The sequence below is a fragment of the Sphingobium nicotianae genome, assembly GCF_018603885.1.
GTDB classification, from domain to species: domain Bacteria; phylum Pseudomonadota; class Alphaproteobacteria; order Sphingomonadales; family Sphingomonadaceae; genus Sphingobium; species Sphingobium nicotianae.
Genome location: NZ_JAHGAW010000014.1, coordinates 23,666 through 47,157 on the forward strand (window position 1 = coordinate 23,666; position 23,492 = coordinate 47,157).

Consider the following 23,492-nt stretch of genomic DNA (forward strand, 5'->3'; position numbering starts at 1 on the left):
AAAAGGGCGAAAATCCGGGGTCTGGAACAGAAATGCCTATTATTGTAGGGAGTCGTATCTGGATGCTATCGCACAGAGGATCGTTCGCGGTTGCCGGCTCAATCAACCGGAAACTCCGTGTAGATCAACTCTCTACCATCTTGCCTGCCACGAGACGCACGACGCGGTCCGCCGCGGCGATCGTCTCGGGCCGGTGCGCAATGACGATGCGGGTGATGCCGAGCTTTGCGATCGCGCCGCTCACCAAGGCCTCATGTTCCAGATCGAGATGCGCCGTGCCCTCGTCGAGCAACAGCACCTCGGGACGACGATACAGGGCGCGGGCGAGCAGGATGCGCTGGCGCTGGCCGCCCGAAAGAGTCGAACCCATGTCGCCAACGAGGGTGTGATGGCGCATCGGCATCGTCTCGACATCATCGAAAATCGCCGCAGCCTTGAGGCATTCGCGCAGCCAGTCCATGTCAACATCTTCGAAAGAGGCGACATTGTCGGCAATCGAGCCGGCATAGAGCACATCGTCCTGAAGCACGGCGGCGACATGCTGACGGAAGGCGCGGCGACCATATTGGGGGAGGGGGCGGCCGTCGATCAGCACCTGGCCCTCGATCGGGTCGATGAGGCCGAGAATGATCTTGGCGAGGGTGGACTTGCCGCTTCCAGACGGTCCGGTGAGCGCGACATGCTCGCCCGGCGTGATGGTGAGATCGATGCCCGCCAGCACCAGCGGCTCCTGCGGCCCGTAGCTGAAATGGACATTGCGCAGTGCGATCCGTCCTTCGAAGCTGGGTTGCATCAGCGGCTCGGAAAAACCCAGATCCTCCTCGGTGTGGGCGATGTCGGCCAGCTGTTCCAGATGCAGGTCGAGCAGGCGCAGCTCCACCGCCTCGTCGAGCAGCGACTGGCCGGCCTGGACGAATTGCTGGCGATAGGCGAGATAAGCGAAGAGCGTACCGAGACTGAGCGCCCCGGCCATCGAGGCGCGCATCGCGAGATAGATGACGATCACGAGCTCGACAGCGGGGATCAACGTCTTGGCCGTCTCGTGCCAGGCCTTGGTCCGCTCATGGAGATAGCGCGCGCCGAGCGCTTCAGTCAGACGGTTCTGCCAATAAGCGTGGCGCATTGCTTCGCGCCCGGCGAGGCGCAGCGTCACCATGCCGCGCAGTGTCTCGATGAGTGCGCCCTGCTCGCGACCGAGCGCTTTCACATAATCGGCCTCGCGAACCCGCTCGTCGCGCAGCAGGACCAGGCGCAGCGCAGCATAGACAAGCAGGCCAACCAGCGTGACGGCCGCGAGCGGCGGCGCCGTGACCAGCATCATGGCGAGGGTCAGAAGCGACAGACAGCCGTCGATCAGCGCCAGCGGCGCGCTCTGGATCAGGAATTTCTGGATTGGAAGGACGGACTGGAAGCGCGTGAGAATGTCGCCGACCTTGCGCTTCTCGAACCAGGCGATGGGCAGGCGCGTCAGGCGCCGTCCGAGATTGGAGGTGATGCCGAACGAGAGCGCCGCGCCCGAGGAAAGCAGCACAAACTTGCGCAGCACACTGGCGCCCGCGCCGATCAGGGCGAGCGCCGCGAAGCCGAGCGCCAGCGTCACCAGCAAACTGTTGTCGAGTGCGGGCAGCGCCTCGTCCACCGCCGAGCGGAGGTAGAAGGGCGTTGCCAGTACATAGGTCTGCATGACGATGCTGAGGATGATCGTTTGCGCCAGAGCGCGGCGGAAGCCGGTAATGCCGCTCCACAGATCGGTGAAACGCAACCGCCTTTTGGCGCGGACGGGCTCGAAGTCGCCGGATGGGCGCAGCTCCAGCGCGACACCGCTGAAATGCTTGCCCAATTCCTCGAACTCGTACCAGCGCGCCGACCCGGCCGGATCGATGATGTGGGCACGCTCGCCCTCGACCTGCTCCAGCACGACGAAATGGTTGAGGTCCCAGTGCAGGATCGCGGGCACATGCAGCATGGGCAGGCCCTTGAGGTCCAGCTTCAGCGGCCGCGTCAGCAGATGCATCGCGTCGGCCGTCTGCATGAGCTGTCGCAGGCTCATGCCGCGCGCGCTGACGCCGAAGCGCTGACGCAGCATGTTGAGATCGACCTCATGGCCGTGCCAGTTCGCGACCATGGCGAGGCTGGCGAGCCCGCACTCGGCCGCCTCGGTCTGGCGGATCGGCATGATCCGCTTGCGTCCGGTGAAATTGGCCGGGAAGATGTTCATCGCTGCGCCACCGCGGCGAGCGGATCGATCAGCCATTGGAGGAACGAGCGGCGCGCCAGCACGATACGCGCCTGGAGTGCCAGGTCGGACCGCAGCAGCATGCCGCGTTGGCGCTGACGTTCGCTCGGCGGATCGAGCCGGGCTGTGACGAGAAAGTAGCTTTCCGCTCCATCCTCCACCGGCGCTGCCCCGACATGATCGACCACGCCATGGAGCACGCCGTAATCCGGCACCGGATAAGCGGCGAGGCTGACGCGCACATCCTGCCCCGGGGCGACTTGGGCGATAGTGGAGGTCGGCACTTTGAGCTCGATCTGCCATTCGGTGATCGCCGGAACGATGCGGCCATATAACTCGCCGCGCGACACGCTCTCGCCTTCACGATAGCGCAATGCCGTGAGCGTGCCCGTCCGGCTGGCGACAAGGTCGACGGTGCCGGCATTGCCGAGCGTCGCGCCCTCGCGGCGCAGAGCGGCAAGCTGAGCATCGAAGCCGCTCTGCCCCGCGCGCATGTGGCTGCCGATCTCGCCTAGTTCGATCTGCGCGGTGGACAGGGCATTGCCATGCAAGCTGCGGGTCTGCTGCAACTCGGCCAGACGCTGCCGGCGCGTGATCAGCAACTCGCGTCGCTGTTGGAGATCGCGGCCCGAGATGAAGCCGCTCTGAGCCACGCTCTCGATGCGCGACAACTCCTGTTCGGATGACTTGATCAGCGCCTGCTGGGACGCGATCTGCGCGTCGATCGCGCCCAACTGGCGCTGCTCGTCGAGAATGCGCGCGGAGAGCTTGCGCCCATTTTCTTCCACTTCCGATCGCGCCGAACTGCGTTGCGTGGTGAGCGCGCTCTGCTCCCTGGCAAGCTGACTCTGACGCTGCTCGGCCAGCGACTGGCCACCGGCGAGCTGTGGAAGCATCAGCCGGGCGATGACCTGACCTTGGCGGACGGTCTCGCCGTCACGCACCAGCACGGCGGAAACGACGCCATCCTCCGGCACGGCAATGCTGGCGACGCCTCCGGTCGGACGCAGGGTCCCGTTCGCCGTGACCGTGCGGCTATAGGAACCGAGCGTGATGAAGAGAGCTGCCGCCGCGACGAAGCTCAGCAACAGCCAGCCGATCGCCTGCCAGCGCAGTGGCGGGACGAGAAAGACCTCGCCGTGGAGGCGATGCTGGTGATCCAGCGCCTGTTGCCTGAAGAGCTGCATATCTCTCGACCCTCAAGCCGCTTCTAGGGCGTGAGGTGGGGAAAGGGCCATAGCTATTTTTTGCGAGCGGGGCGGGCTGCCGAACCATGAGCTGGGCGGTGGTCTGCCACGCCCGCTGGCCCATGCTCATGAAAATCCGGGCGGACAAGGGTCCCAGGAGACCCGCCCGCCCGGCTAAATCTTTCTGCCCCTGAAAATCAGGTCAGTCGCGGCCTAATGACTAGCCGCGGATACCCGTGTCCGACTCGTTGTTGCCGAAACCGCCGGCAACCTGGTCGATTTCCTGCTCGTTGAGCTCTTCGACGAGAACTTCGTTAACCATCGACGACTCCTGTTATCTGCCGGATTAAACCCGACTTTTCGTCGTTATCTTATGGTCAACGAATCGTAAACGGAGTTAACCTTTGTGTGCGGCGAGGCGTTTTCTGGGCTTTTTATGGCTGTTATTAACCATAATATTCAAGCTCATAGGCGGGTCTGCTCGCAGCGGAAATTCACGAGGACTATTCATAGATGAACCAATTTGAGACAGCGTTGGCGCCCGCTGTGGCAGCTACTCCCCGAGTGTTGTTTGGTCGAGTCGCAGGGCTGTCCGGGGTTGCGGGAGGGCGCCTTCAAAATAAGGATGAGCCGGGGGCGATGTTTCGCCCCCCCCTCAGCCCAGCTTCCTCCCCGAGCGGCTACCGTGCGTTGATAAGGCTTTGTCCTGTCGGGAAATTGCCTTCATAAGGCTCCCAGTTGGGTAATGGAATCCTGGCATCGGCATAGGTCATCGCCGCATAGACGGAGCTGATCTTCCCGCCGTCGAGATAGAAGACCTCCATGAAGCAGTTGCGCCGCTTGGGATTGAGCGGCTCGCGCATGAAGACCGCCGAGGCCATCACGACCTGTGCCTCGACATCCACCATCAGATAGCGCCGTGCGGCGACATTGACGATGTTGAGGCTCGCGTAGCCCGAGCGGCAATCGGTGTGGCTCTGGAAGTCGGCATCGGCGGGCGGCGCGGGCTTCCTGTTCCACTCCTGGCCGCCCATGCCATTCTCGAAGCGCATGCAACCATCATTGGCCTGTACGTGGCGGCCAGTCTGGGCGACGATGCCATCGAAATAGCTGTTCACAGCGGCGATGAGTTGCTCGCGCGTGGCACGCTGGGCGACCGGGACGGTACGCTGCGCGGGCGGGTGCGCGACGAGATTGTCGACGTCGAACGTCGCCTTCGATCCTTCGCCCATGATGCCGGGATCGGCGGCGCGGGCGATATGCCATTCCGCTTCCGTGACTTGCCCGCCCTGGCCGATCTTGAGGCGCAGCGAGACGACCGCCATTTTGTCGCTCTCCCTGACCGTACCGAAAAACTCGGCCTGGCTGGTGTCGGCATCATAGTAGCGCCGGTCGATCGGGCCGATGCCGGTGTTGGATTTCCAGATGCCGTCGCCCTGGTGCAGCAGCACGGCATTCTGGGTTTGGCGGAAGCCGACCCAGAGATTGGCCTTGGCCGGATCATGCGCGACGACGGCGTTCAGGAACTGGTCGAGCTTGCCGGCGAGGCATTTGCGGTCGCATTTCCCCTGTGCGGCGGCCGGTGCGGACAGCCCGGCGAGGCCAAGCGCCGTCATGGCCAGGACGATCTGTCTCTTCATCTTACCCCTCCCTTGTGATGTCACTGCGCGTTGCGTTCGCGCTCCGCCTGATAGAATGGCGTTTTCATCGGATCGGATCGCGCCGTCGTTTCGACGGCGATCGCAACTCGCCCATTATCTCACATGTTAACTATATTGCGGCCGGCGGGGAATACTTTCTCGGAGCGGCACTTCGTCTGGCCTTGGCGAGCGCCTTCCCGGCTCGCTATGAGGGCGCTTGAAAATGAATGACGGGACGGGAAGCCATGACAGCGGTGATCGAAGCGACGCAGGATGCCGGCCGGGGCGCCGCCGTGATCGCGCGCCTGAAGGCCGAACTTGGCGCAGATATCATCAAGGATGCCGCAGAGGCCGATTTCGCGCGCCACGGCCGCGACATGACCAACGTCATGCCCGAGGGGATCGATCTCCCCGGTATCGCCTATCCGCGCACGACGCAGCAGGTCTCGCGGATCATGGCGATCTGCAACGAGGAGCGCTATCCGGTTGTGCCGCAGGGTGGGCTCACCAGCCTTGCGGCGGGCGCGCTTGCGGACCGGCCCTGCCTGCTGCTCTCTCTGGAGCGGATGCGCGGCATCGAGGAGCTGGACGAGGCGGGGCGGACGATGACGGTGCTGGCCGGCACGGTGCTCGAGACGGTGCAGGTGGCGGCGGACGAAGCCGGCTTCCTGTTCCCGCTCGATCTGGGCGGACGCGGCACGGCGCAGGTCGGCGGCAATGCCTCCACCAATGCCGGCGGCAACCGCGTGCTGCGTTATGGCATGATGCGCGACCTGATCCTGGGCTGCGAGGCGGTGCTGGCGGATGGGACGATCGTCAGCTCGCTCAACGTGATGATCAAGAACAATGCCGGCTACGACCTCAAGCATCTGTTCATTGGTAGCGAGGGGACGCTGGGGGTGATCACCCGGCTGGTGCTGCGCCTGTTCCCCAAGCCGACCACCGCCTGCACGGCGGTCGTCGCGGTCGAGGATTATGACGCGACCTTGCAGCTCCTCAAGCAATGCAACGCCGCCTTTGCCAGCACCCTGTCCGCCTTCGAGGTGATGTGGCCGGATTTCTACCAGCTCGGCACCACGGCAGTGGGCCGCCAGCCGCCGCTGCCGCATGGCTACCCGGTTTATGTGCTGGTCGAGATTCTGGGCACCGATCCCGAGCGCGATGGCGAGCGCTTCGAGCAAGTGCTGGGCGGGATGGTCGAGTCCGGACTGGTCAAGGATGCCGTCATTGCCCAGTCGGACAAGCAGCGTTCGGAAATCTGGGCGGTGCGCGACAGCCCGGGCGAATGGCATCAGGGCTCGCACTGGCCGCAAGTCGCGTTCGACGTCAGCCTGCCGACGCGCAAGATCGGCGATTTCATTCCCTATGTGCGCGACCTGTTGCTGGCGAAGTGGCCCGACTGCGTGACCATGTTCTTCGGCCATCTCGCCGACTCCAATCTCCATCTCTCGGCACGCGTGCCGCGCGACCCGATGCCGGAGAAGGAGATGGAGGAGATCGTCTATGCGGCAGTGGGCGAATGGGGCGGATCGATCACCGCCGAGCATGGCATCGGCAGCGTCAAGCGCGACTTCCTGCACTTCAGCCGCACGCCCGAGGAAATCGCGCTGATGCGGACGCTCAAGAAGGCGATGGACCCCAACAATATCCTCAATCCGGGGAAAGTGATCTGACGATCGCCTGACTCCGGGGAAGCCGCGCCGGTGCCGCGTCAGGGGCGACCACGGTCCGGGCGGGCCGAAGTTCACGAAGTTCACGGTGCGAATTAAATTTTCGCGGTGGCGCCGCTCCTGGATCGGGAGTCTGGATCTCACGCTGGAAAGAGCCGGCGCCGGAACGCTCCGCTTCTCATGCCATGATGCGGTTCGTGTAGGACAGGGGCTTATTCGGCCAGCTCGGGCGACGCGGGCAGGGGCTTGCGGCGCCAGCCTTCCCTGAGCTGCGCGGCGCGCCTCCCGAGCGAGCGGCAGGCGACATAGAAGACCGGCGTGAAGATGAGGCCGAGCGCCGTCAGGCCGATCATCCCGAAGAACACCGCCGTTCCCAGCGCCTGCCGGATTTCCGATCCCGCGCCGGTGGCGAAGGCGAGCGGCACGACGCCGGCGATGAAGGCAAGGCTGGTCATCAGGATCGGCCGCAGCCGGATCTGCGCGGCAAGGACGGCCGCTTCCTTCGGTTGGGCGCCTTTCTCCTCGGACTGGCGGGCGAACTCGACGATCAGGATCGCGTTCTTGGCGGCGAGGCCGATCAGCACGACCATGCCGATCTGGGTCAGAATATTATTGTCCGCGCCGCGCAGATTGACGCCGAGGATCGCCGCCAGCAGGCAGAGCGGCACGGTCAGGATGATCGCCAGCGGCAGGGTCAGGCTCTCGTAGAAGGCGGCGAGTGCAATGAAGACGAACACTACCGCGAGCACGAAGCTCAGTTCACCGCTGCCACCCGCGACGCCCTGCTGATAGGCGAGATCCGTCCATTCGAAGGCGAGGCCCGCGGGCAGCCGCTCGCGCGCGATCCGCTCCATCGCGGCCATGGCCTGACCGGACGAATAGCCGGGCGCGGCGTCGCCCTGCACGTCGGCCGCCGGATAAAGATTGTGACGCAGCACGCGATAGGGGCCGGTCGCCGGCGTCAGCGTCGCGACCGCGTCGATCGGCACCATCGCGCCGGAGGCGGAGCGGGTCTTGAGCTGGCCGAGCAATGCCTCGTCCTGCCGATAGGCGGGATCGGCCTGTGCGATGACCTGAAAAGTATGACCGAGAAGGTTGATATTATTGACATAAGAGCCAGCCATATAGGTCTGCAGCGTCGCATAGACGTCCTGGCTCTGGACACCGAGCATCTCCGCCTTGTCGCGGTCGACCTCGATCGCGACGCGGGGGCTGCGCATGTTGAAATTGGCGAAGGCATTGGCGATCGCCGGATCCTCATTGGCGGCCGCCGCCAGATCACGGGTCGCGGCGTCGAGTGCGCCGTAGCCGAGGCCGCCGCGGTCCTCGATCATCATCCGGAAGCCGCCAGCCGAACCCAGGCCGCGGATCGGTGGCTGCGTCATCACGCGGATGTCGGCGCCGATCACTTTCGCATAGCGCTTGCGCAGATCGGCGATGATCTCGTCGCCGGTCAGCCCCTTGGCAAGGCGCGTCTCGAACGGTTCGAAAATGGCATACATCTGGCCGCTGCTCGCCGAGATGGTGAAGCCGAGCGCATCGACGCCGGAATAGACCGAGGCGGCCGAGATGCCCGGCGTGGACAGCATGATGTCGATGGCCTGGCGAGTCACGGCATCCGTGCGGGCGAGGCTCGCGCCGGGGGGCATCTGGATGGAGACCATGGCGACGCCCTGGTCCTGCTGCGGCACGAAGCCGCGCGGCGTGTCGTAGAGCCGCCAGCCGGTGATCAGCAGCAGTCCCGCATAAATCAGGAACATGACGCCGCTCATACGCAGCAGCCGCCGGGTGAGCTGGCCATAGCCGGCGCTGAACCGGTCGAACGCGCCACTGAAGCGCTCGCCTTGATCGGCGAGCCAGCGCAGCGGCGCCCAGCGCGGCGCGGACGCCGCATCATGGGGCTTCAGGATCAGCGCGCACAGAGCGGGGGACAGGGTCAGGGAGACGATGAGCGAGATGAGCGTTGCCGCGGTCACGGTGAGCGCGAACTGCTTGTAGAACTGGCCGGTGAGGCCGCCCATGAAGGCGGTCGGCACGAACACCGCGACGAGCACCAGAGCGATGCCGATCAACGCACCGCCGACCTCGTCCATGGTGAGATGGGCGGCCTCGCGCGGGTGCATGCCTTCGCGGATATGCCGCTCCACATTCTCGACCACGACGATCGCGTCGTCGACGACGATACCGATCGAGAGAACGAGGCCGAACAAGGAGAGATTGTTCAGCGAAAAGCCGACCGCCGCCATCACCGCGAACGTGCCGATCAGCGAGATTGGAATGGCGAGCAGCGGAATGATCGCGGTACGCCAGCGCTGCAGGAAGAGGATGACGACGATCACCACCAGGATGATCGCCTCGACCAGCGTATCCCGCACCTTCTCGATCGACTGGCGCACATATTGGCTCGGATCGAACACGATCTTGTAGGCGACGCCGGGCGGGAAATTCTTCGAGAGGTCCGCCATGGTCGCATAGACCGCCGAGGCCGTTTCCAGCGCATTGCCGCCCGAGGCCTGGACCACGCTCAACGGGAAGGCCTCTTTGTGGTTCAGATAGGCGTTGATCGAATAATTCTGCGCGCCCAGCTCGACGCGGGCGATATCGCCGATGCGGGTGACGCGGCCCTGCGTATCGCGCTTGACGATCACGTTGGCGAACTGCTCGGGTGTGTTGAGCTTGCTCGTCACTTGCAGGTTGAGCTGGGTCGCGGCCGGATCGTGCGTGAAGGGCGCGCCGCCAATCGTGCCGGCGGCGAGCTGGATGTTGTTGCCGCGCAGGGCCGCGAGAATCTCCGCCACGGTCAGGTTGCGCGCGGCCGCCCTGTCCGGGTCGATCCAGATGCGCATCGCATAGTCGCGCGCGGCAAACGTGCCGATGTCACCCACGCCAGGCAGGCGCAGCAGCCGCTCGCGCACCTGCAGGGAGGCGTAGTTGGCGAGATAATCCCGATCGACCTTGGGCGAGGTCGAGTACATGTGGATGATCATCAGATTGTCGTTCTGCGCCTTGCGCACGGTGACGCCGAGCGTCTGTACCTCCTGCGGGAGCTGGGGCAGGGCGGTCTGCAGGCGGTTCTGCACCTTGACCTGGGCGAGATCTGGGTCGGTGCCGATCTTGAAGGTGACGGTGATCGTGACGCGTCCGTCGCCGATCGCGGTGGAGGCGATGTAGAGCGTGTCGTCGACGCCGTTGATCTGCTGCTCGAGCGGCGCGGCGACCGTGTCCGCCATCACTTCGGCCGAGGCGCCGGGATAGACGGCGGTGACCGTGACGGAGGGCGGCGCGATGGGCGGATACTGGTCCACGGCCAGGCGCGGATAGGCGATCAGGCCGATCAGCGTGATGAACACGCAGATGGCGCAGGCAAAGACCGGCCGGGCGATGAAGAAGTGGGAGAAGCCCATTCTCCCGGCCGCGATGCTCATGGCGTCTGGCCCAGCGGCGGTGCCGTGCCGCGCGTGACGCCGGCCGGGAAGGCGGCGATCCTGCCGGGCTTGGCATCGACCTTGAGGCCCTGGCGCGCACGCTGCATGCCGCTGACGATCACTCTGTCGCCCGGCAGCAGGCCCGAGCGGATGACCCGCAGCCCGTCGACCAGATTGCCGCGGTCGACGATCTTCTGCTCGACCAGATTGTCCTTGCCGACCACATAGACCACCGGCCGCGTCTGATCGATCAGGATGGCCTCGTCCGGCACGAGCAGGGCCTGATGCGCGGACGACGCCATCCAGCGCATGCGGCCGAACATGCCGGGGGTCAGCAGGCCGGTGGGATTGGGCACCAGCGCCTGACCGCGGATCGTGCCTGAGCCGCGATCGATGGCATTGTCGAGCGTCTCGAGCGTGCCCGTCCACTTGAACTCGGTCTCGTCCTCCAGGCGGATATGGACCGCGCCCGCGCCGCCGTTTGCACGGCGATATTTGAGGAAGGCAGCCTCCGGTGCGTCGAACACGAAGCGGATCGGGTTCTGCGTCATGATCGTGGTGAGCAGGCTCTGCTCCGCGCTGACCAGATTGCCCGGCGCGAGCCGGCGATAGGAGACGCGGCCGGAGACCGGCGCGGTGATGCGCGTGAAGGAGAGATCGAGCGCGGCGGCATCGGCGGCGGCGCGCGCCTGGGCGAGTTCGGCGGCCGCCTGGCGCTGGTTGGCGAGCCGCGTGTCGGCGACCGATTGACTGATGAAGCCGCTGCCGATGAGGGCCGTCGCGCGCTTCTGCTCTGCCTCGGCGTTGGCAAGGGCCGCCTCGGCCCGCTGCACGCCCGCGCGCGCCTGCGCCAGCCGGGCAGCAAACGGCCGCTGGTCGATGACGAACAGGAGCTGGCCGCGCGACACGCTCTGGCCATCGCGGAAATGGACGGACTGGAGCAGGCCGGACACGCGCGGGCGGACGTCAACGGCATCGACCGCCTCGAAACGACCGGAGTAGTCCTCCCAGTCGGTGATCTGCCGGTTAAGGGGCTGCGCGACGAGCACTTCCGGCGTCGGCGGGGGTGGCGGCGCGTTGGCGCCGCAGCCGGCCAAGGTGGTGAGAATCAGGGCTGCGATCAGGCGCTCGGGGCGCATCGTCACGCGCATCGGGTGAAGCAATCGGGGCGCCGGTTTGTCATCGCCGTCATTCATCTCCCCTGCACCGCGCTCCGACAGTCTTTCGGAAATTCCGCGACTTCGCTCTTATCTTATCTTTTGGTCATTGCGGAAGCACCGCTTTGCGGCACCAGGCGCAATGTTCGATTGCGCATGGTTTCAAATTCGACCCACACAGTCCAGTCGTTAGATTGCTATCCGCCACTGCGAGCGAACCAACTTATTGCATGAGAAGGTCCAGTGGACGCTTGCAATACGGTCCTGAGCCTTACGGCGCGGAACGCTGCTCTGTCGCGTCCGCCAGGATGATCAGGAAATCCTCCCCCGTGTCCGTCCACAGATGCACCGGTGTCCAACCGCCCGCCTGAAGCAGCAGTCGTGCTTGATTCGGCGTATATTTGTGGCTGTTCTCGGTGTGAATGGTCTCACCGCGCCGCATCTTCACGTGCTGGTCGGAGACGGAGAAGATCAGATCCTCGAGCGCTTCGAGATGCATCTCGATCCGACTCCAGTCCGCGTTCCATCGCGCGACATGGCGGAACTTCTCGCGCGGCATGTCGCCGTCCAGCTCGCGGTTGATCCGGTCGATCAGATTGAGGTTGAAGCGCGCCGTCACGCCTTGCGGATCGTCATAGGCGGCGATCAGTCGCGCGATGTCCTTGGCGCGATCGAACCCGATCAGCAGTTGCGATCCTTCGCCCAGCGTGTCGCGCATGGTGCGCAGCAGGTCGACGGCAGTGTGGGGCACCATGTTGCCGATCGTCGAGCCGGGGAAAAAGCCCAGCATGTCGAGGTGCCTCACCGACGCGGGCAGCTCGACCGGCCGCATGAAATTGGCCTCGACCGGGATGATCGGCAGATCGGGAAATTTCTCGGCCAGTTCCTGGCTCGACTGGCGCAGGAAGTCCCCGGAAATGTCGAGCGGCACATAGGCGGCGGCGTTCAGCTCGCGCAACAGCAGTGGCGTCTTGACGGAACTGCCTGATCCGAACTCGACGACCGAGCGATTGGGGCCGATGCGCGTGGCCATCGCGGCGCCGTGGGTCTCCAGCAAGCCAGTCTCGACCCGCGTCGGATAATATTCCTGCAGGCGCGTGATTTCCTCGAAAATCTCCGAACCGGCCAGATCATAGAACCAGCGCGCGGGGATCGCCTTCTGCCGCTCGGAGAGGCCACGCAGCACATCTGCGCGGAAAGCGAGATCGACGCCGTCATCATCCGTTTCAACAAGCTTGAGATCGGCATGCACACTCATCTCAGAGATCCTTCGCGAGGCGCAGGCCGGTGAACTGCCAGCGCTGATGGGGGTAGAAGAAATTGCGGTATGCGGCGCGCATATGCCCGCGCGGCGTGGCGCAGCTGCCGCCCTTGAGCACGAACTGGCCGCTCATGAACTTGCCATTATATTCGCCGACCGCGCCCGGCGCCGTGCGGAAGCCGGGATAGGGGCGATAGGCCGAGCCCGTCCATTCCCAGACATTGCCGAACAGCGCGGCGAGCCCGTCGGCATGCGGCACGAAGCGGGGTTGGACCGGCCCGGCCTGATCGAGCTGGACGCCGCCGGCCGGATCATGATCGCGCGCCGCGGCCTCCCATTCCTGCTCGGTCGGCAGCCGGGCGTCCGCCCATGTCGCGAAGGCATCGGCTTCGTAGAGGCTGATATGTGTGACGGGAGCCGTGGGATCGATCGGCCGCCAGCCGGAGAGCGTGAATTGCTCCCAATGGTGGTGATGGCGCCGCCAGTAGAGCGGCGATCCGACGTCTTCCTTCTGCACCCAGGCCCAGCCGTCAGACAGCCAGAGCGAGGCAGTCGCATAGCCATTGTCGTCGATGAAGTCGCAATAGTCGCCGTTCGTCACCGGCCGGTCGGCCAATGCATAGGGTGTGAGGAAGTGCCGATGCGCGGGCTGCTCGCAATCGAAGGCGAAGTCGTCGCCGGCGTGTCCGATCTCGACGAGGCCGGCCGGGCCCGCGTGCCAGCTCATGTCATAGCCGTAATGATTGTCCTGCCCGTTGGGCGCCACCGGCCAAGCCGCAGGGCTGAGCGGGTTCTGGAAGAAGAGATGCTTGAGATCGGTGAGCAACAGCTCCTGATGCTGCTGCTCGTGATTGAGGCCGAGCGCGAGCAGGTCGGGGCAGCGCTCGGCGATGAGCGGCATCGCCTCCAGCATCGCCTCGTCGACGCGGCGGCGATAGTCGATCACCTCCGTCAGGCTCGGGCGCGTCAGCAGGCCACGCGCCGGCCGGGCATGGCGCGCGCCTTCGGCCTCGTAATAGCTGTTGAACAGAAAGGCCCAGCGCTCGTCATGGGCCTGATAGCCCGGCACATGATCGCGCAGGATGAAGGTCTCGAAAAACCAGGTGACATGGGCGAGATGCCATTTTGCCGGCGAGGCATCCGGCATCGATTGGGCCGTTGCATCGGCATCCGAGAGCGGCGCCACCAGATCGAGACTGAGCGAGCGAACAGCGAGATACTGGGCGCGCATTCGTTCCACTGCCGTGTCGTCGGCTAGCGGCATATTCATCGGGCAAGCCCTCCCTTTTCGTCCAGACTGCACGGGGCAGCGCGAGGTCCAGCCAAGATGGCCCCCACGGGCTCGACTTCCAAGATACGCACAAGGATGATTATAGTTACATCGCGGGCCCTATTTTGGCAGCAAGCCAAGCCGAAGCCTCTCGGGGCGTTCGTTTGTCGTTGTCCCGGTCGACCATCCAGTTCGCTCCCCGCATCATGCCGATGTCGATCCTGCCGATCAAAGGTTGCAGTGCCGCGACGACCCTTGCCTCCCGAGCGGGGCGGGGCGCCAGCAGCAGCACCGCGTCGTAATGCGGCAGGGCGCCGCGCGGATCGGACAGCGTGACGAGATCCATGGCCGAGATGCGCCCGTCCGACGAGAAGGCGGTGATGACGTCCGCCGATCCATCGCCGAGTGCACGATACATGAAGGTGGGGCTGTAAGCGCGGGCCGCACTGAAACTCGGGTGATAATGATTCTCCACGGCCCGCCATTCGGGCCGGTTGAGAAATTCCAGGTCAGTCGCAAGCCGAAGGCGCGGCGAGGCGCGCGCGAGATCGCCAAGATCACCGATGCCCAGCACCTGCGCCCGCTTCCTGCTCATCGCGAAGGCATAGGCATTTTCGAAACCGAGCGACCCGAGCAGGCGCACCTTGTCGCGCTGCGCCAGCTCGCGCCCCAGCGTCTCCAGCATGGCCTTGGCGGGTGGCGTGTCGGTGCGGCTGAGCACGTTGGCCCAGAGGGTCCCGGAATAGTCGACATAGACGTCGATATCGCCCGCCGCGAGCGCGCGATAGGCGATCGCCGAGCCGAGATTGTCGCGCCGCTCGGTCCGGTAGCCGGCCTTGCGCAGTCGGGTCTCGATCAGGTCGGCGAGAATATATTGCTCCGAGAAGTTCTTGGCACCGACGATGATCGTGCGGCCCGGAGCCGTGCCCACGCTCCCCGTCCGGTCCGGAATCGGCAGCACCGCCCCGGCGACGATCGTCAGCAAGAGGGCAATGCCGGCCCCCAGCCGCCCGCGTGAGCGTACGGCGAGGCCGGACTCCATCAACGCCAGCACGAAATCGATCAGCAGGGCGAGCGCAGCCGCCGCGATACAGCCGACAAGGACGCGCCGCCAATCCTCCGTCTGCAATCCCGAGAAGATCAGGTCACCGAGGCTCGGCTGGCCGATGGTGGTGGCCAGCGTCGCCGTGCCGATCGTCCAGACCGCCGCCGTGCGGATGCCGGCGAGGATCACTGGCGCACCGAGGGGCAGCTCGACCAGCAGGAGCCGCTGCGGTCCGGTCATGCCGAGGCCATCCGCCGCCTCGACGAGCGCCGGATCGATGCCGCGAATGGCCGCGACGCCGTTGCGCACGATCGGCAGGAGTGCATAGACGCCGAGCGCCAGCAGTGCCGGGAGGAAGCCCAGCGCCGGAATCGGCAGGCCGCTCGCGCGTCCGGCCAGCAGCAGCAGCGGATAGAAGAGCGCAAGGAGGGCGAGGCCGGGAATGGTCTGCAACAGGCTGATCAGGCCGAGCATGGGCGCGCCGATGCGGCGGTTGCGCGCCGCAAGGATCGCTGTCGGCAGGCCGACGAGCAGCGCCGCGGCGACCGCGCAGCCGCTCAGGAAGAGATGGGCCTGGACCAGCCGCAGCAGATCCGGAAGGGCAATGCCGATGTCAGCCATCCGATCGCCCCAGCGCATCGAGCCGGTCGGTCTGATCTCGCACGACATCGATCATCGCCTGGACATTGGCATGGCCGCGATAGGCCAGCAGCTCGCGCGGCGGCAGGTCGGCCAGGATGTGCCCTTCACCCAGCACGATAATCCGGTCGGCGAGCAACAGTGCCTCGGCCATGTCGTGCGTGACCAGCAGGCTCGTGAGGCCCATGCGCTCGTGCAGTGCCCGATAGGCGCGGCCGAGCTCGCTGCGCGTGACGGGATCGAGCGCGCCGAACGGCTCGTCCATCAGCATGAGCGAAGGCTCCGCCGCCAGCGCCCGGGCGAAGCCGACGCGCTGCGCCTGGCCGCCTGACAATTGCGCCGGGTATCGGTCCGCCAGAACGGGCGGGAGCGCGACCAGCTCCAGCAGCCGTGCAACACGCTCCGCCCGCCCATCGATGGGCACTCCCTGCAAGCGCGGCACCAGCCAGATATTCTCCGCCACGCTCATATGGGGAAAAAGGCCGATACCCTGAAAGACATAGCCGGTGCGGCGGCGCAGGGCGGCCAGGGGGAGAGCCGTCACGTCCTCGCCGTCGATCGTGATCGCGCCGCTGTCGATCTCGACCAGCCGGTTGATCGCCTTGAGCAATGTCGTCTTGCCCGCGCCGGACTGGCCGACGAGCGCCACGAATGCCCCACGCGCGATCGAGAGCGAGATGCCCTCGACCACCGGCCGGCCGGCATAATGCTTGGTCACCTGTGAGAAGCTGATCATTGAACCACCGCGAATGCCCGGAAACCTGGCAACGATCGATCTGCCCGGGCGCGAGCACGTTTATGGCCGCGCCGGCGCTTGACGCCAAGCTCCGTCGTCATTGCGTGATGACGACCGTGATACTTTCCGGCGGCAGACTGATCGGCGCGAGGCCGGCGGCGCGGCGCGAGCGGACCGGCGGCAGGTTCCTGGCGGGATGGCTTGCCGGGCCTTGATCCAGCCATTGATATTGCTCCCGGCCATATTGAACGATCGAAACCGCAGCGCGCAGCGGCACGATCCTGTTGGCACCGGTGCGCAGGAAGACCGGCAGGTCGTAGGGCATATCCGGGCTTCGATTGACGATCAGCAGCGCCAGATGGCCATCGGGACGGCGCACCGCATAGGCGCGAACCTCGTTGCCGGGGAAGCCCTCGGCCTTCACCCCGACGGCGCGGTGGCGGCCGGAGCCGGGCGCGATCCAGTCCTGGCTCAGCAACTGCGCGGTACGGAAGATCGCGGTCGGCTGCGCAGCCTGGCCCTGGCCGTCCGCCATGAACGGTGTCATCTCGCCATAGCCCGCGCAGGCCAGATGCTGGTTGACCGGATTGCCGGGACCATAGCCGAACATGAAAGCCGGATCGCCGCGATCGGTCGCCCATTGGCCGACGATGCTCGCCATCAGGAGGCCGCCGGTCATCTGCGACATGGCTCGCCCCGAATAGGCCGAGAAGCCATATTCCGAGATGATCCACGGGATGGTCGTCGGCACGCCGTCCGTCGTGAACTGCGCGATGGCGGCCGCCAGCATCCGGTCCTGATCGATCAGCTTGGCGTGGATCTTCCCGCACATATCGTCGAACGGATAATATTCGAACGAGGCGAAGCCCAGGTCGGACACCCGGTTACGCTCGCGCAGATACGCCATGAATCGACCGATCCAGCTTGTCGGCCCGGTCGGGCTCATCCAGTTGCCGGTCTGCGCGTTCTGCAGACTCGGCCCGCCGAAGCTGATCTGCGGCGCGGCCGCCTTTAGGCGATCGACCGCCGCCAGATAGAGCGCGCCATAGTCCGCCGCTTCGCCATACTGGCCGTCCGGCTCCTCGCCGAGCTCGACCTGGGTGACGGGATAGCCGCGACGCGTCAGATAGCGCAGCTCGGCCGCCATATTCTCCGGCGTGTCGAACAGCAGCCCCGTGGGCATCAGGACCGGCAGGCCATTGCCGAGGCCGCTGGCGAAAATCCGGTCGATGCCGACCTGTTCGAGATCGACGTCTCGGTCGACGGCGCGGTGCCAAGGGTCGGTCGAGGAAACATGCGTGAAGGTCTGGCCCAGATGATCGGCGGCGTGGACGACCGCGTCTTGGAAACTGCCGCCCGGCTGGATCGATCCGAACGAGACCTCGCGCACCGCGTAGCCGGCCTTGTCGCGCCAGTTGGTCGCGCCGGCGGGCGCGGTGCCGGACCCCTGGCGCATCAGGATGCGCAGGAATTTCGCCTTGATCGGCGCGTCCGACAGCGAGAGCTGGACCTCGCCGCCACGTCCCGCATCGACATCCCCATGCGGAAAGTCGCGCCACTCGCCCTTTTCGTTATATTCGGATTCCGCCGTCCAATATTGGACCTTGTAGCGTGTCGCATAGGGCTCGCCCCATGCGATCCTCGCGGTGTCGAGCGGTGTCATGCCCGCCAGACGGACGACCAGCCATTGCGGATGGTCGCGGCCGTCATGCAACGATACCGGATCGAGATAGGGATTGGACTTCCAGAAACTGGCCGGATCGCCATCGGTGAGGCGGGAATAGTCCGCATTATTGGCATTATCGACCGTGTCACCGCGCCGGGGCAGCTTGTAACCCCATGACAGGCCGATCGGCTCGCCGAGGCGATCGTCCGATGTCCAATAGCCCTGCTGGCGGTCCGGGTCGCTCCAGGTGCCGGCGGGGTTCCAGTGCCAGACCTCGATGCCGAGCTCGGTGCGCAGGCGATAGGTCAGCGACGGCAGTCCCAGGCTCTTCATCGCCGCGATATTGTGCGGCGTGAACAGACGATCGATGTCGCCGGCCTGAGCCCCGTCGATCGCTGCGCCCATCGCCAGCGCTGGCCGGAAGGCGGCTCGCTGCCCCGCGGGCGTCAGGTCGACGATCAGTCTTGGCGCTTCCCGTCGCGCATGCGCGCTCATCGGCTGCGGCAGCAGGCTCGCTGCGACAAGGGCAAAGGACAGCGTGCGCACGTTGATCTCTCTCCATTGGACCGCGAGGCGGAATGCCCGAACTGCGAACGCCCTATAGGTCGCTGGTCATCGCTCTGTCGCGGGCGATGTGAAACCCGATGGGACTTTCCGCCGATCCCCGCTATGCTCGCCTTGTTCGGAGAGAGGGAGCGCGCACCAAGCGCGCCCGGAGAGGAGCAGCATGAACAAGGAAACCGGCATGGAATTCTGGCGCGGACTGAAGCCGATCGAGAAGGTCTTTCAGCCCGATGCCTTGCCCGAAGTCTATATTTCCAAGGCATCGGACATCGAGGACGAGCGCTACTATGTGCCGATCAGTGACACCGTGTTCACCAAGCCGCTCTGGATCTCGCCCCAGCGCAACCAGTGGTGCGACATTCTGCTCGCCAAGGGGCCGGGTCTGGTGAACCGCCACTATCATCCGCACGGCGTCTTCGCCTACACCATCTCCGGCAAATGGGGCTATCTGGAGCATGACTGGGTCGCGACCGCCGGCGACTTCGTTTACGAGACACCGGGCGAAGGACACACGCTCGTCGCCTATGAGCATGAGGATCCGATGCGGGTCCATTTCAACGTCACCGGCCCTTTGATCTGGCTCGACGAGAAGGGCGAGTCCGTCGGCTATTTCGACGTCCACAGCTATATCGCGATGTGCAAGGAGCATTATGAGAAGGTCGGTTTGGGCGCGGATTATATCGAGCGCCTGTATCGATAGGGCTTCAGGTGCAAATCCCGTGCTTTGATCCAGGTCAATGCGCGGTGTTCGCGCAACCGGGATGGTCAGGCGAATTCGCAAGGAGTCTCTCCCATGACCATGCCCGCCCTGGTGCCTGCGCGTGAAGCTGCGCGCGTGATCCCCGGCACATCATTGTTCGACGGCGAGGCGGCGTCGCGCGGCTATGCCCTCAACGCGATGTGCTACTCGTTCAACGACGCGCAGAACCGCGAGAGCTTCAAGGCCGATGAGGAGGCCTATTGCAAGCGCTACGGGCTCACCCGGGAGCAGCGCGACGCGGTCGCGTCCCGCAATGTCCTCGCGATGATCGCGGCCGGCGGCAACATCTATTATCTCGCGAAGCTCGCGGGCATCTTCGGGCTGAATGTCCAGGATGTGGGCGCGCAGCAGACGGGGCTGACGGTGGAGGAGTTCAAGCGGCGCCTCCTGGCGAAGGCGGAGAACTGACATGGCCCAGATTGTCGGCGGCATCTTCACCAGCCATGTTCCGGCGATCGGCAACGCCATCGCCAAGGGTCTCCAGGATGATCCCTATTGGAAGCCCTTCTTTGACGGCTTCCACCCGGTCCACCGCTGGCTTGCGGCGGCAAAGCCCGACGTAGCCGTGCTGTTCTACAATGATCACGGCCTCAACTTCTTCCTCGACAAGATGCCGACCTTCGCGGTCGGCGCCGCAGCACGCTACGAGAATGCGGATGAAGGTTGGGGCCTGCCCGTCATGGCGCCGTTCCCGGGCGCGCAGGCGCTGTCCTGGCATATCATCGAGCATCTCGTCGCCAGCGAGTTCGACATCACCATGTGCCAGGAGATGAAGGTCGATCATGCCCTGACCGTGCCGCTCGCTCTGTCATGGCCCGGCGCCGACACCCGCCCGGTCACCATCGTCCCGATCGCGATCAACACGGTGCAGCACCCGCTGCCGAGCGCGAAGCGGTGCCTGGCGCTGGGTCGTGCCGTGCACGAGGCGCTGCGCTCCTGGAAGAGCGACGAGCGTGTCGTCGTCTTCGGCACCGGCGGATTGTCTCATCAGCTCGACGGACAACGTGCCGGCTTCATCAACAAGGACTACGACCATTTCTGTCTGGAAAATCTCGGGCCCGCGCCGGATGCGCTGACGCGGCACAGCGCGGTCGACATCATCGAGCTCGCCGGCAGCCAGGGCATCGAGATCCTGAACTGGATCGCCGCGCGGGGCGCGCTCGGGGAAAGCGTGAGGGAGGTCAGCCGCAATTACCATATCCCCATCTCGAATACGGCGGCGGCCACGATGTTGCTCGAAACCGTAACCGCCCTACAGAAAGTCGCCTGAGGTCAGGATCCGAACGCGGTCGCGAGCCGCCCGCACAGCAAGGAGACGGCGGGCCGATCGACCAGGCTGAGCATCGCCAGCGCCGTCATCGCGACGCCGATCCATCGTCCAGCCGACCGGCCATGCAGCACCGCCTTGAGCCGTTCGAAGCCGAGCTGTGCCGCGATCAGCGCCGGCAAGGTTCCCAGCCCGAACCCGAGCAGCACCAGCGCGCCGTCGAGCGCGCTTCCGGCGAACATCGCAAACAGCAGTGCGCCATAGATCATGCCGCACGGGAGCAGACCCCATGCCAGGCCGCCGACGATGCGGCGCACCGGCATCGGCAGCCTGAAGATCGCCCGCACCGGCACGCGCAGAAGCCCGGCGGCATGGCCGAACAGGGCAGGGGCTGGCATCAGGCCCGCCGTCGAAAGCCCGATCCATCCGAGCGACACCGCTGCCGACCAGCGCAGCAGGAGATGGCCGGTCGAGGGCTCAAACTGACCTATGGCGGCCTGGCCGAGCGCGCCGGCCAGAGCGCCGAGCGTCATGTAGCTGGTGATCCGGCCGCCATGGAGCAGCAACTGGCCGGGAAGGGTCGCCCTGGCGCCAGGCCCCGGAGCATAGCTGAGCAGCATGGAGATGCCGCCGCACATGCCGATGCAATGCAGGCTTGACGCAAGGCCGAGGGTCGCGCCCCCGACAAGGCCGATCGCCGACATGGGCGCTCAGATCGCTGTGCTGAAGCGCTGCGTCGCTGCGCCGCGATGGCGATCGAAGATCGACGCGATGACGCGGCTATAGGGCCGGCCTTCCGCGGTGACCTGCAAGCGGCCCTGGATCAGACGCGCCAGACCGCGATGAAGGAACGGCCAGAGCCGCTCGGTCACGCCCGGATCATCCAGAAAGGCATCGACGGTTGCGGCCCGCTCGCACAACAGCGCCTCGATAATGTGCGACCGGGCCTGCTCGACCGAATCGCGCTCGATGCCGCGCTCGGCGCAAAGCTGTCCGGCACCGGCGCGCATCCGATAGCGGCCGCTGTTCTTTTCGTTCTGGACGATCAGATCGGGAAATTGGCTGATCGCCGTCGCGCCGAGGCCGATCAGAACCTGCGCGTCGTCTTCGGTGAAGCCCTGGAAGTTGCGGTGCAGCCGGCCCTCCGCACGGGCGATCGCGATGTCGTCATGCGGCAAGGCGAAGTGATCGAAGCCGATCGGCACATAGCCCGCGCCGGTGAGGCGGTGATGGCCAAGTTCGGCCATGGCGAAGCGCTCGGCCTGATCCGGCAGATGATCGGCGGCGATGCGCCGCTGTCGCGGCAGGAGATGCGGGACATGCGCATAGCCGAACAGGGCGATCCGCTCGGGCCGCAAGGCAAGCGTCTCATCCAGCGTCGCGTCGAGATGACCACGATCCTGGTCCGGCAGGCCATAGATCAGATCGAAGTTGATGGACGTGACGCCACTGGCGCGCAGTGAGTCGACCGTGTCGGCGATCATCTCGCGCGGTTGAACGCGGCCGATCGCGGCCTGGATCGCGGGGTCGAAGGTCTGGACGCCGAGGCTGGCCCGGCTCACGCCGCTCGCGCGCAGAGTGGCCGCCCAGGGCGCGGTGTAGGTGCGGGGGTCCAGCTCGATGGAGAGGATGGGGCGTTCCGCGCCGAATCCTTCAATCAGATCTTGCAGCAGCCGCGTGAATTGTTCGGGCGCGAGCGCATTGGGACTGCCGCCGCCAAAGGCGATTCGGTCGATCCGTCCCCGGTCCCCGAGGCGGGTCGAGACGGTCCTGATTTCTTCACAGAGCGCGTCCAGATAGCTCGCCAGACGCTGCTCCCGGTTGGCCCGGCCTGTGTTGCAGCCGCAGTACCAGCAGATCTGCTGGCAAAACGGAATATGCACGTAGAGCGAGACCGATTGCCCCGGCGTCACGGCTTCGAGCGCTTCGGCCTGATCGACCGCCGCGATGGCGTCGGTGAATTCCGCAGCCGTGGGGTAGCTCGTGTAGCGGGGCACGGGCCGGGCGAGAAGATCGGGATGATAGAACCACATAGCGCGGGACTATCCAGCTTGCGGGGCGTGCGCCTTGAGTCAGATCAAGCGCCGGATTGCGCCGCGTCAATGCCCGGCGCGACATGCCGTCCTAGCTGGCCCTCATAGTTCAGGGACAGAAGGAACAAAGATCATGAAAGCGACATTTATTTCGTACGCAGCTGCGCTTGCTCTGGCATTCCCGATGGCGGCCCACGCCGGTGCGCCCGACGGCAAGATCCAGGTCAAGCTGCTCGGGACCGCGGTCCTGCCGGATGGCGGTATTTCAACGGTTCGCGCGACGAGCCTTGCCTTGCCCGCGAAGACCGACACCTCGGCGAACGACAATTATGTACCGACGGTCGCGATCGAATATTTCCTCTCGAACGCTGTCTCGGTCGAGACGATCTGCTGCACGACGTCGCACCATGTCGATGGCGCCGGTGCGATTGCGGGCGTAACTCACCTCATCGATGATATTTTGATCGTGCCGGCGACGGTGACGCTCAAATATCATCTGACCGGCCTCGGCCCGGTCAAGCCGTATGTCGGCGCGGGGCCGAGCTATTTCCTGGTGCTGGATTCGAAGATCGGCGCCGGTGGCAAGGCGGCGCTCGGCGCAACGGATGCGTCGCTCAAGAGCAAGCTCGGCTTCGCGCTCCAGGCCGGCGTCGACATTCCCGTCGGCGGCAACGGATTTGGCGTTTCACTCGATGCGAAGCGCTATTTCATGCGGCCGCTCGCGCGCTTCAGCAATGCCGCGGGTGCCACGCTTCTCGAAACACGCCACGAGCTGGACCCCTGGGTCCTGAGTGCTGGCCTGTCCTACCGCTTCTAGCGGCATATCGATCCGGGAGCGTGGAAGGGTTCGCGCTCCCGAGACGGTTCAGGCCTCGCCGACGGGCGATCGCGCCGTTTGATCCCGATCAAAGCCATCGCGCCCGATCGCCATACAGT

Annotated in this window: 17 protein-coding genes; 5 read left to right on the top strand and 12 right to left on the bottom strand. The window is 65.3% G+C overall.

What is annotated here, in order from left to right:
- Positions 1-124: 124 nt before the first annotated feature.
- The 3 genes from KK488_RS18910 to KK488_RS18920 form a co-directional block, all read right to left on the bottom strand.
- Positions 125-2,218: a peptidase domain-containing ABC transporter gene (locus KK488_RS18910; protein WP_214625273.1), complete on the bottom strand. Its 2,094-nt coding sequence runs from the start codon at positions 2,216-2,218 to the stop codon at positions 125-127.
- Positions 2,215-3,423, bottom strand: coding sequence for an HlyD family secretion protein (locus KK488_RS18915; RefSeq protein ID WP_214625274.1), 1,209 nt, complete (start codon positions 3,421-3,423; stop codon positions 2,215-2,217). The genes KK488_RS18910 and KK488_RS18915 overlap by 4 nt, the downstream gene beginning before the upstream one ends.
- Positions 3,424-4,103: 680 nt before the next feature.
- Entirely contained in the window at positions 4,104-5,063 is a 960-nt protein-coding gene (locus KK488_RS18920) for a DUF8021 domain-containing protein (protein WP_214625275.1), read from the bottom strand.
- A 245-nt stretch (positions 5,064-5,308) separates the two neighbouring features.
- Between KK488_RS18920 and KK488_RS18925 the strand changes: the two genes are divergently transcribed.
- Positions 5,309-6,736, top strand: a complete 1,428-nt coding sequence (locus KK488_RS18925; RefSeq protein WP_214625276.1) for an FAD-binding oxidoreductase — start codon at positions 5,309-5,311, stop codon at positions 6,734-6,736.
- A gap of 209 nt (positions 6,737-6,945) precedes the next feature.
- On the opposite strand, the gene KK488_RS18930 is transcribed toward KK488_RS18925, so the two are convergent.
- The 7 genes from KK488_RS18930 to KK488_RS18960 all read right to left on the bottom strand — a co-directional run bounded on the left by KK488_RS18930 (position 6,946) and on the right by KK488_RS18960 (position 18,478).
- Positions 6,946-10,137, bottom strand: a complete 3,192-nt coding sequence (locus KK488_RS18930) for an efflux RND transporter permease subunit (RefSeq protein WP_214625349.1) — start codon at positions 10,135-10,137, stop codon at positions 6,946-6,948.
- A gap of 17 nt (positions 10,138-10,154) precedes the next feature.
- Entirely contained in the window at positions 10,155-11,354 is a 1,200-nt protein-coding gene (locus tag KK488_RS18935; protein WP_214625277.1) for an efflux RND transporter periplasmic adaptor subunit, read from the bottom strand.
- Positions 11,355-11,586: 232 nt separating this feature from the next.
- Positions 11,587-12,573, bottom strand: coding sequence for an L-histidine N(alpha)-methyltransferase (gene egtD / locus KK488_RS18940; protein WP_214625278.1), 987 nt, complete (start codon positions 12,571-12,573; stop codon positions 11,587-11,589).
- Position 12,574: 1 nt separating this feature from the next.
- Entirely contained in the window at positions 12,575-13,846 is a 1,272-nt protein-coding gene (egtB, locus tag KK488_RS18945) for an ergothioneine biosynthesis protein EgtB (RefSeq protein ID WP_214625279.1), read from the bottom strand.
- Positions 13,847-13,952: 106 nt separating this feature from the next.
- Positions 13,953-15,512 (bottom strand): ABC transporter permease/substrate-binding protein, encoded by a 1,560-nt coding sequence (locus KK488_RS18950; protein ID WP_214625280.1) that lies wholly within the window; start codon positions 15,510-15,512, stop codon positions 13,953-13,955.
- Positions 15,505-16,266 carry an ATP-binding cassette domain-containing protein gene (locus KK488_RS18955; protein WP_214625281.1) on the bottom strand — a complete coding sequence of 254 codons (762 nt, stop codon included), beginning with the start codon at positions 16,264-16,266 and terminating at the stop codon, positions 15,505-15,507. The genes KK488_RS18950 and KK488_RS18955 overlap by 8 nt, the downstream gene beginning before the upstream one ends.
- Before the next feature lie 97 nt (positions 16,267-16,363).
- Complete coding sequence (locus tag KK488_RS18960; RefSeq protein WP_214625282.1) at positions 16,364-18,478, bottom strand: discoidin domain-containing protein; 2,115 nt, start codon at positions 18,476-18,478, stop codon at positions 16,364-16,366.
- A 181-nt stretch (positions 18,479-18,659) separates the two neighbouring features.
- Between KK488_RS18960 and KK488_RS18965 the strand changes: the two genes are divergently transcribed.
- The 3 genes from KK488_RS18965 (at position 18,660) to KK488_RS18975 (ending at position 20,526) form a co-directional block, all read left to right on the top strand.
- Entirely contained in the window at positions 18,660-19,196 is a 537-nt protein-coding gene (locus KK488_RS18965) for a 2,4'-dihydroxyacetophenone dioxygenase family protein (protein WP_214625283.1), read from the top strand.
- A gap of 93 nt (positions 19,197-19,289) precedes the next feature.
- Positions 19,290-19,664, top strand: coding sequence for a protocatechuate 4,5-dioxygenase subunit alpha (locus tag KK488_RS18970; RefSeq protein WP_214625284.1), 375 nt, complete (start codon positions 19,290-19,292; stop codon positions 19,662-19,664).
- Position 19,665: 1 nt separating this feature from the next.
- Positions 19,666-20,526: a class III extradiol dioxygenase family protein gene (locus KK488_RS18975; protein WP_214625285.1), complete on the top strand. Its 861-nt coding sequence runs from the start codon at positions 19,666-19,668 to the stop codon at positions 20,524-20,526.
- A 2-nt stretch (positions 20,527-20,528) separates the two neighbouring features.
- Here KK488_RS18975 and KK488_RS18980 read toward each other — a convergent pair whose 3' ends face one another.
- Both KK488_RS18980 and hemN read right to left on the bottom strand, forming a co-directional pair.
- On the bottom strand, positions 20,529-21,227 hold the full coding sequence (locus KK488_RS18980) for a sulfite exporter TauE/SafE family protein (protein WP_214625286.1): 699 nt from the start codon (positions 21,225-21,227) through the stop codon (positions 20,529-20,531).
- A gap of 6 nt (positions 21,228-21,233) precedes the next feature.
- Positions 21,234-22,556, bottom strand: coding sequence for an oxygen-independent coproporphyrinogen III oxidase (gene hemN, locus KK488_RS18985; RefSeq protein ID WP_214625287.1), 1,323 nt, complete (start codon positions 22,554-22,556; stop codon positions 21,234-21,236).
- 184 nt (positions 22,557-22,740) lie between these two features.
- Here hemN and KK488_RS18990 point away from each other — a divergent pair, with 184 nt between their 5' ends.
- Complete coding sequence (locus KK488_RS18990; protein ID WP_250890757.1) at positions 22,741-23,373, top strand: OmpW/AlkL family protein; 633 nt, start codon at positions 22,741-22,743, stop codon at positions 23,371-23,373.
- The last annotated feature ends 119 nt before the right edge of the window (positions 23,374-23,492 follow it).

Excerpts from the sequence above, each read along its gene's own strand:
- KK488_RS18910 (WP_214625273.1), bottom strand. The coding sequence starts at position 2,218 with ATGAACATCTTCCCGGCCAATTTCACCGGACGCAAGCGGATCATGCCG.
- KK488_RS18915 (WP_214625274.1), bottom strand. The coding sequence starts at position 3,423 with ATGCAGCTCTTCAGGCAACAGGCGCTGGATCACCAGCATCGCCTCCAC.
- KK488_RS18920 (WP_214625275.1), bottom strand. The coding sequence starts at position 5,063 with ATGAAGAGACAGATCGTCCTGGCCATGACGGCGCTTGGCCTCGCCGGG.
- KK488_RS18925 (WP_214625276.1), top strand. The coding sequence starts at position 5,309 with ATGACAGCGGTGATCGAAGCGACGCAGGATGCCGGCCGGGGCGCCGCC.
- KK488_RS18930 (WP_214625349.1), bottom strand. The coding sequence starts at position 10,137 with ATGGGCTTCTCCCACTTCTTCATCGCCCGGCCGGTCTTTGCCTGCGCC.
- KK488_RS18935 (WP_214625277.1), bottom strand. The coding sequence starts at position 11,354 with ATGAATGACGGCGATGACAAACCGGCGCCCCGATTGCTTCACCCGATG.
- egtD (WP_214625278.1), bottom strand. The coding sequence starts at position 12,573 with ATGAGTGTGCATGCCGATCTCAAGCTTGTTGAAACGGATGATGACGGC.
- egtB (WP_214625279.1), bottom strand. The coding sequence starts at position 13,846 with ATGAATATGCCGCTAGCCGACGACACGGCAGTGGAACGAATGCGCGCC.
- KK488_RS18950 (WP_214625280.1), bottom strand. The coding sequence starts at position 15,512 with ATGGCTGACATCGGCATTGCCCTTCCGGATCTGCTGCGGCTGGTCCAG.
- KK488_RS18955 (WP_214625281.1), bottom strand. The coding sequence starts at position 16,266 with ATGATCAGCTTCTCACAGGTGACCAAGCATTATGCCGGCCGGCCGGTG.
- KK488_RS18965 (WP_214625283.1), top strand. The coding sequence starts at position 18,660 with ATGAACAAGGAAACCGGCATGGAATTCTGGCGCGGACTGAAGCCGATC.
- KK488_RS18970 (WP_214625284.1), top strand. The coding sequence starts at position 19,290 with ATGACCATGCCCGCCCTGGTGCCTGCGCGTGAAGCTGCGCGCGTGATC.
- KK488_RS18975 (WP_214625285.1), top strand. The coding sequence starts at position 19,666 with ATGGCCCAGATTGTCGGCGGCATCTTCACCAGCCATGTTCCGGCGATC.
- KK488_RS18980 (WP_214625286.1), bottom strand. The coding sequence starts at position 21,227 with ATGTCGGCGATCGGCCTTGTCGGGGGCGCGACCCTCGGCCTTGCGTCA.
- hemN (WP_214625287.1), bottom strand. The coding sequence starts at position 22,556 with ATGTGGTTCTATCATCCCGATCTTCTCGCCCGGCCCGTGCCCCGCTAC.
- KK488_RS18990 (WP_250890757.1), top strand. The coding sequence starts at position 22,741 with ATGGCGGCCCACGCCGGTGCGCCCGACGGCAAGATCCAGGTCAAGCTG.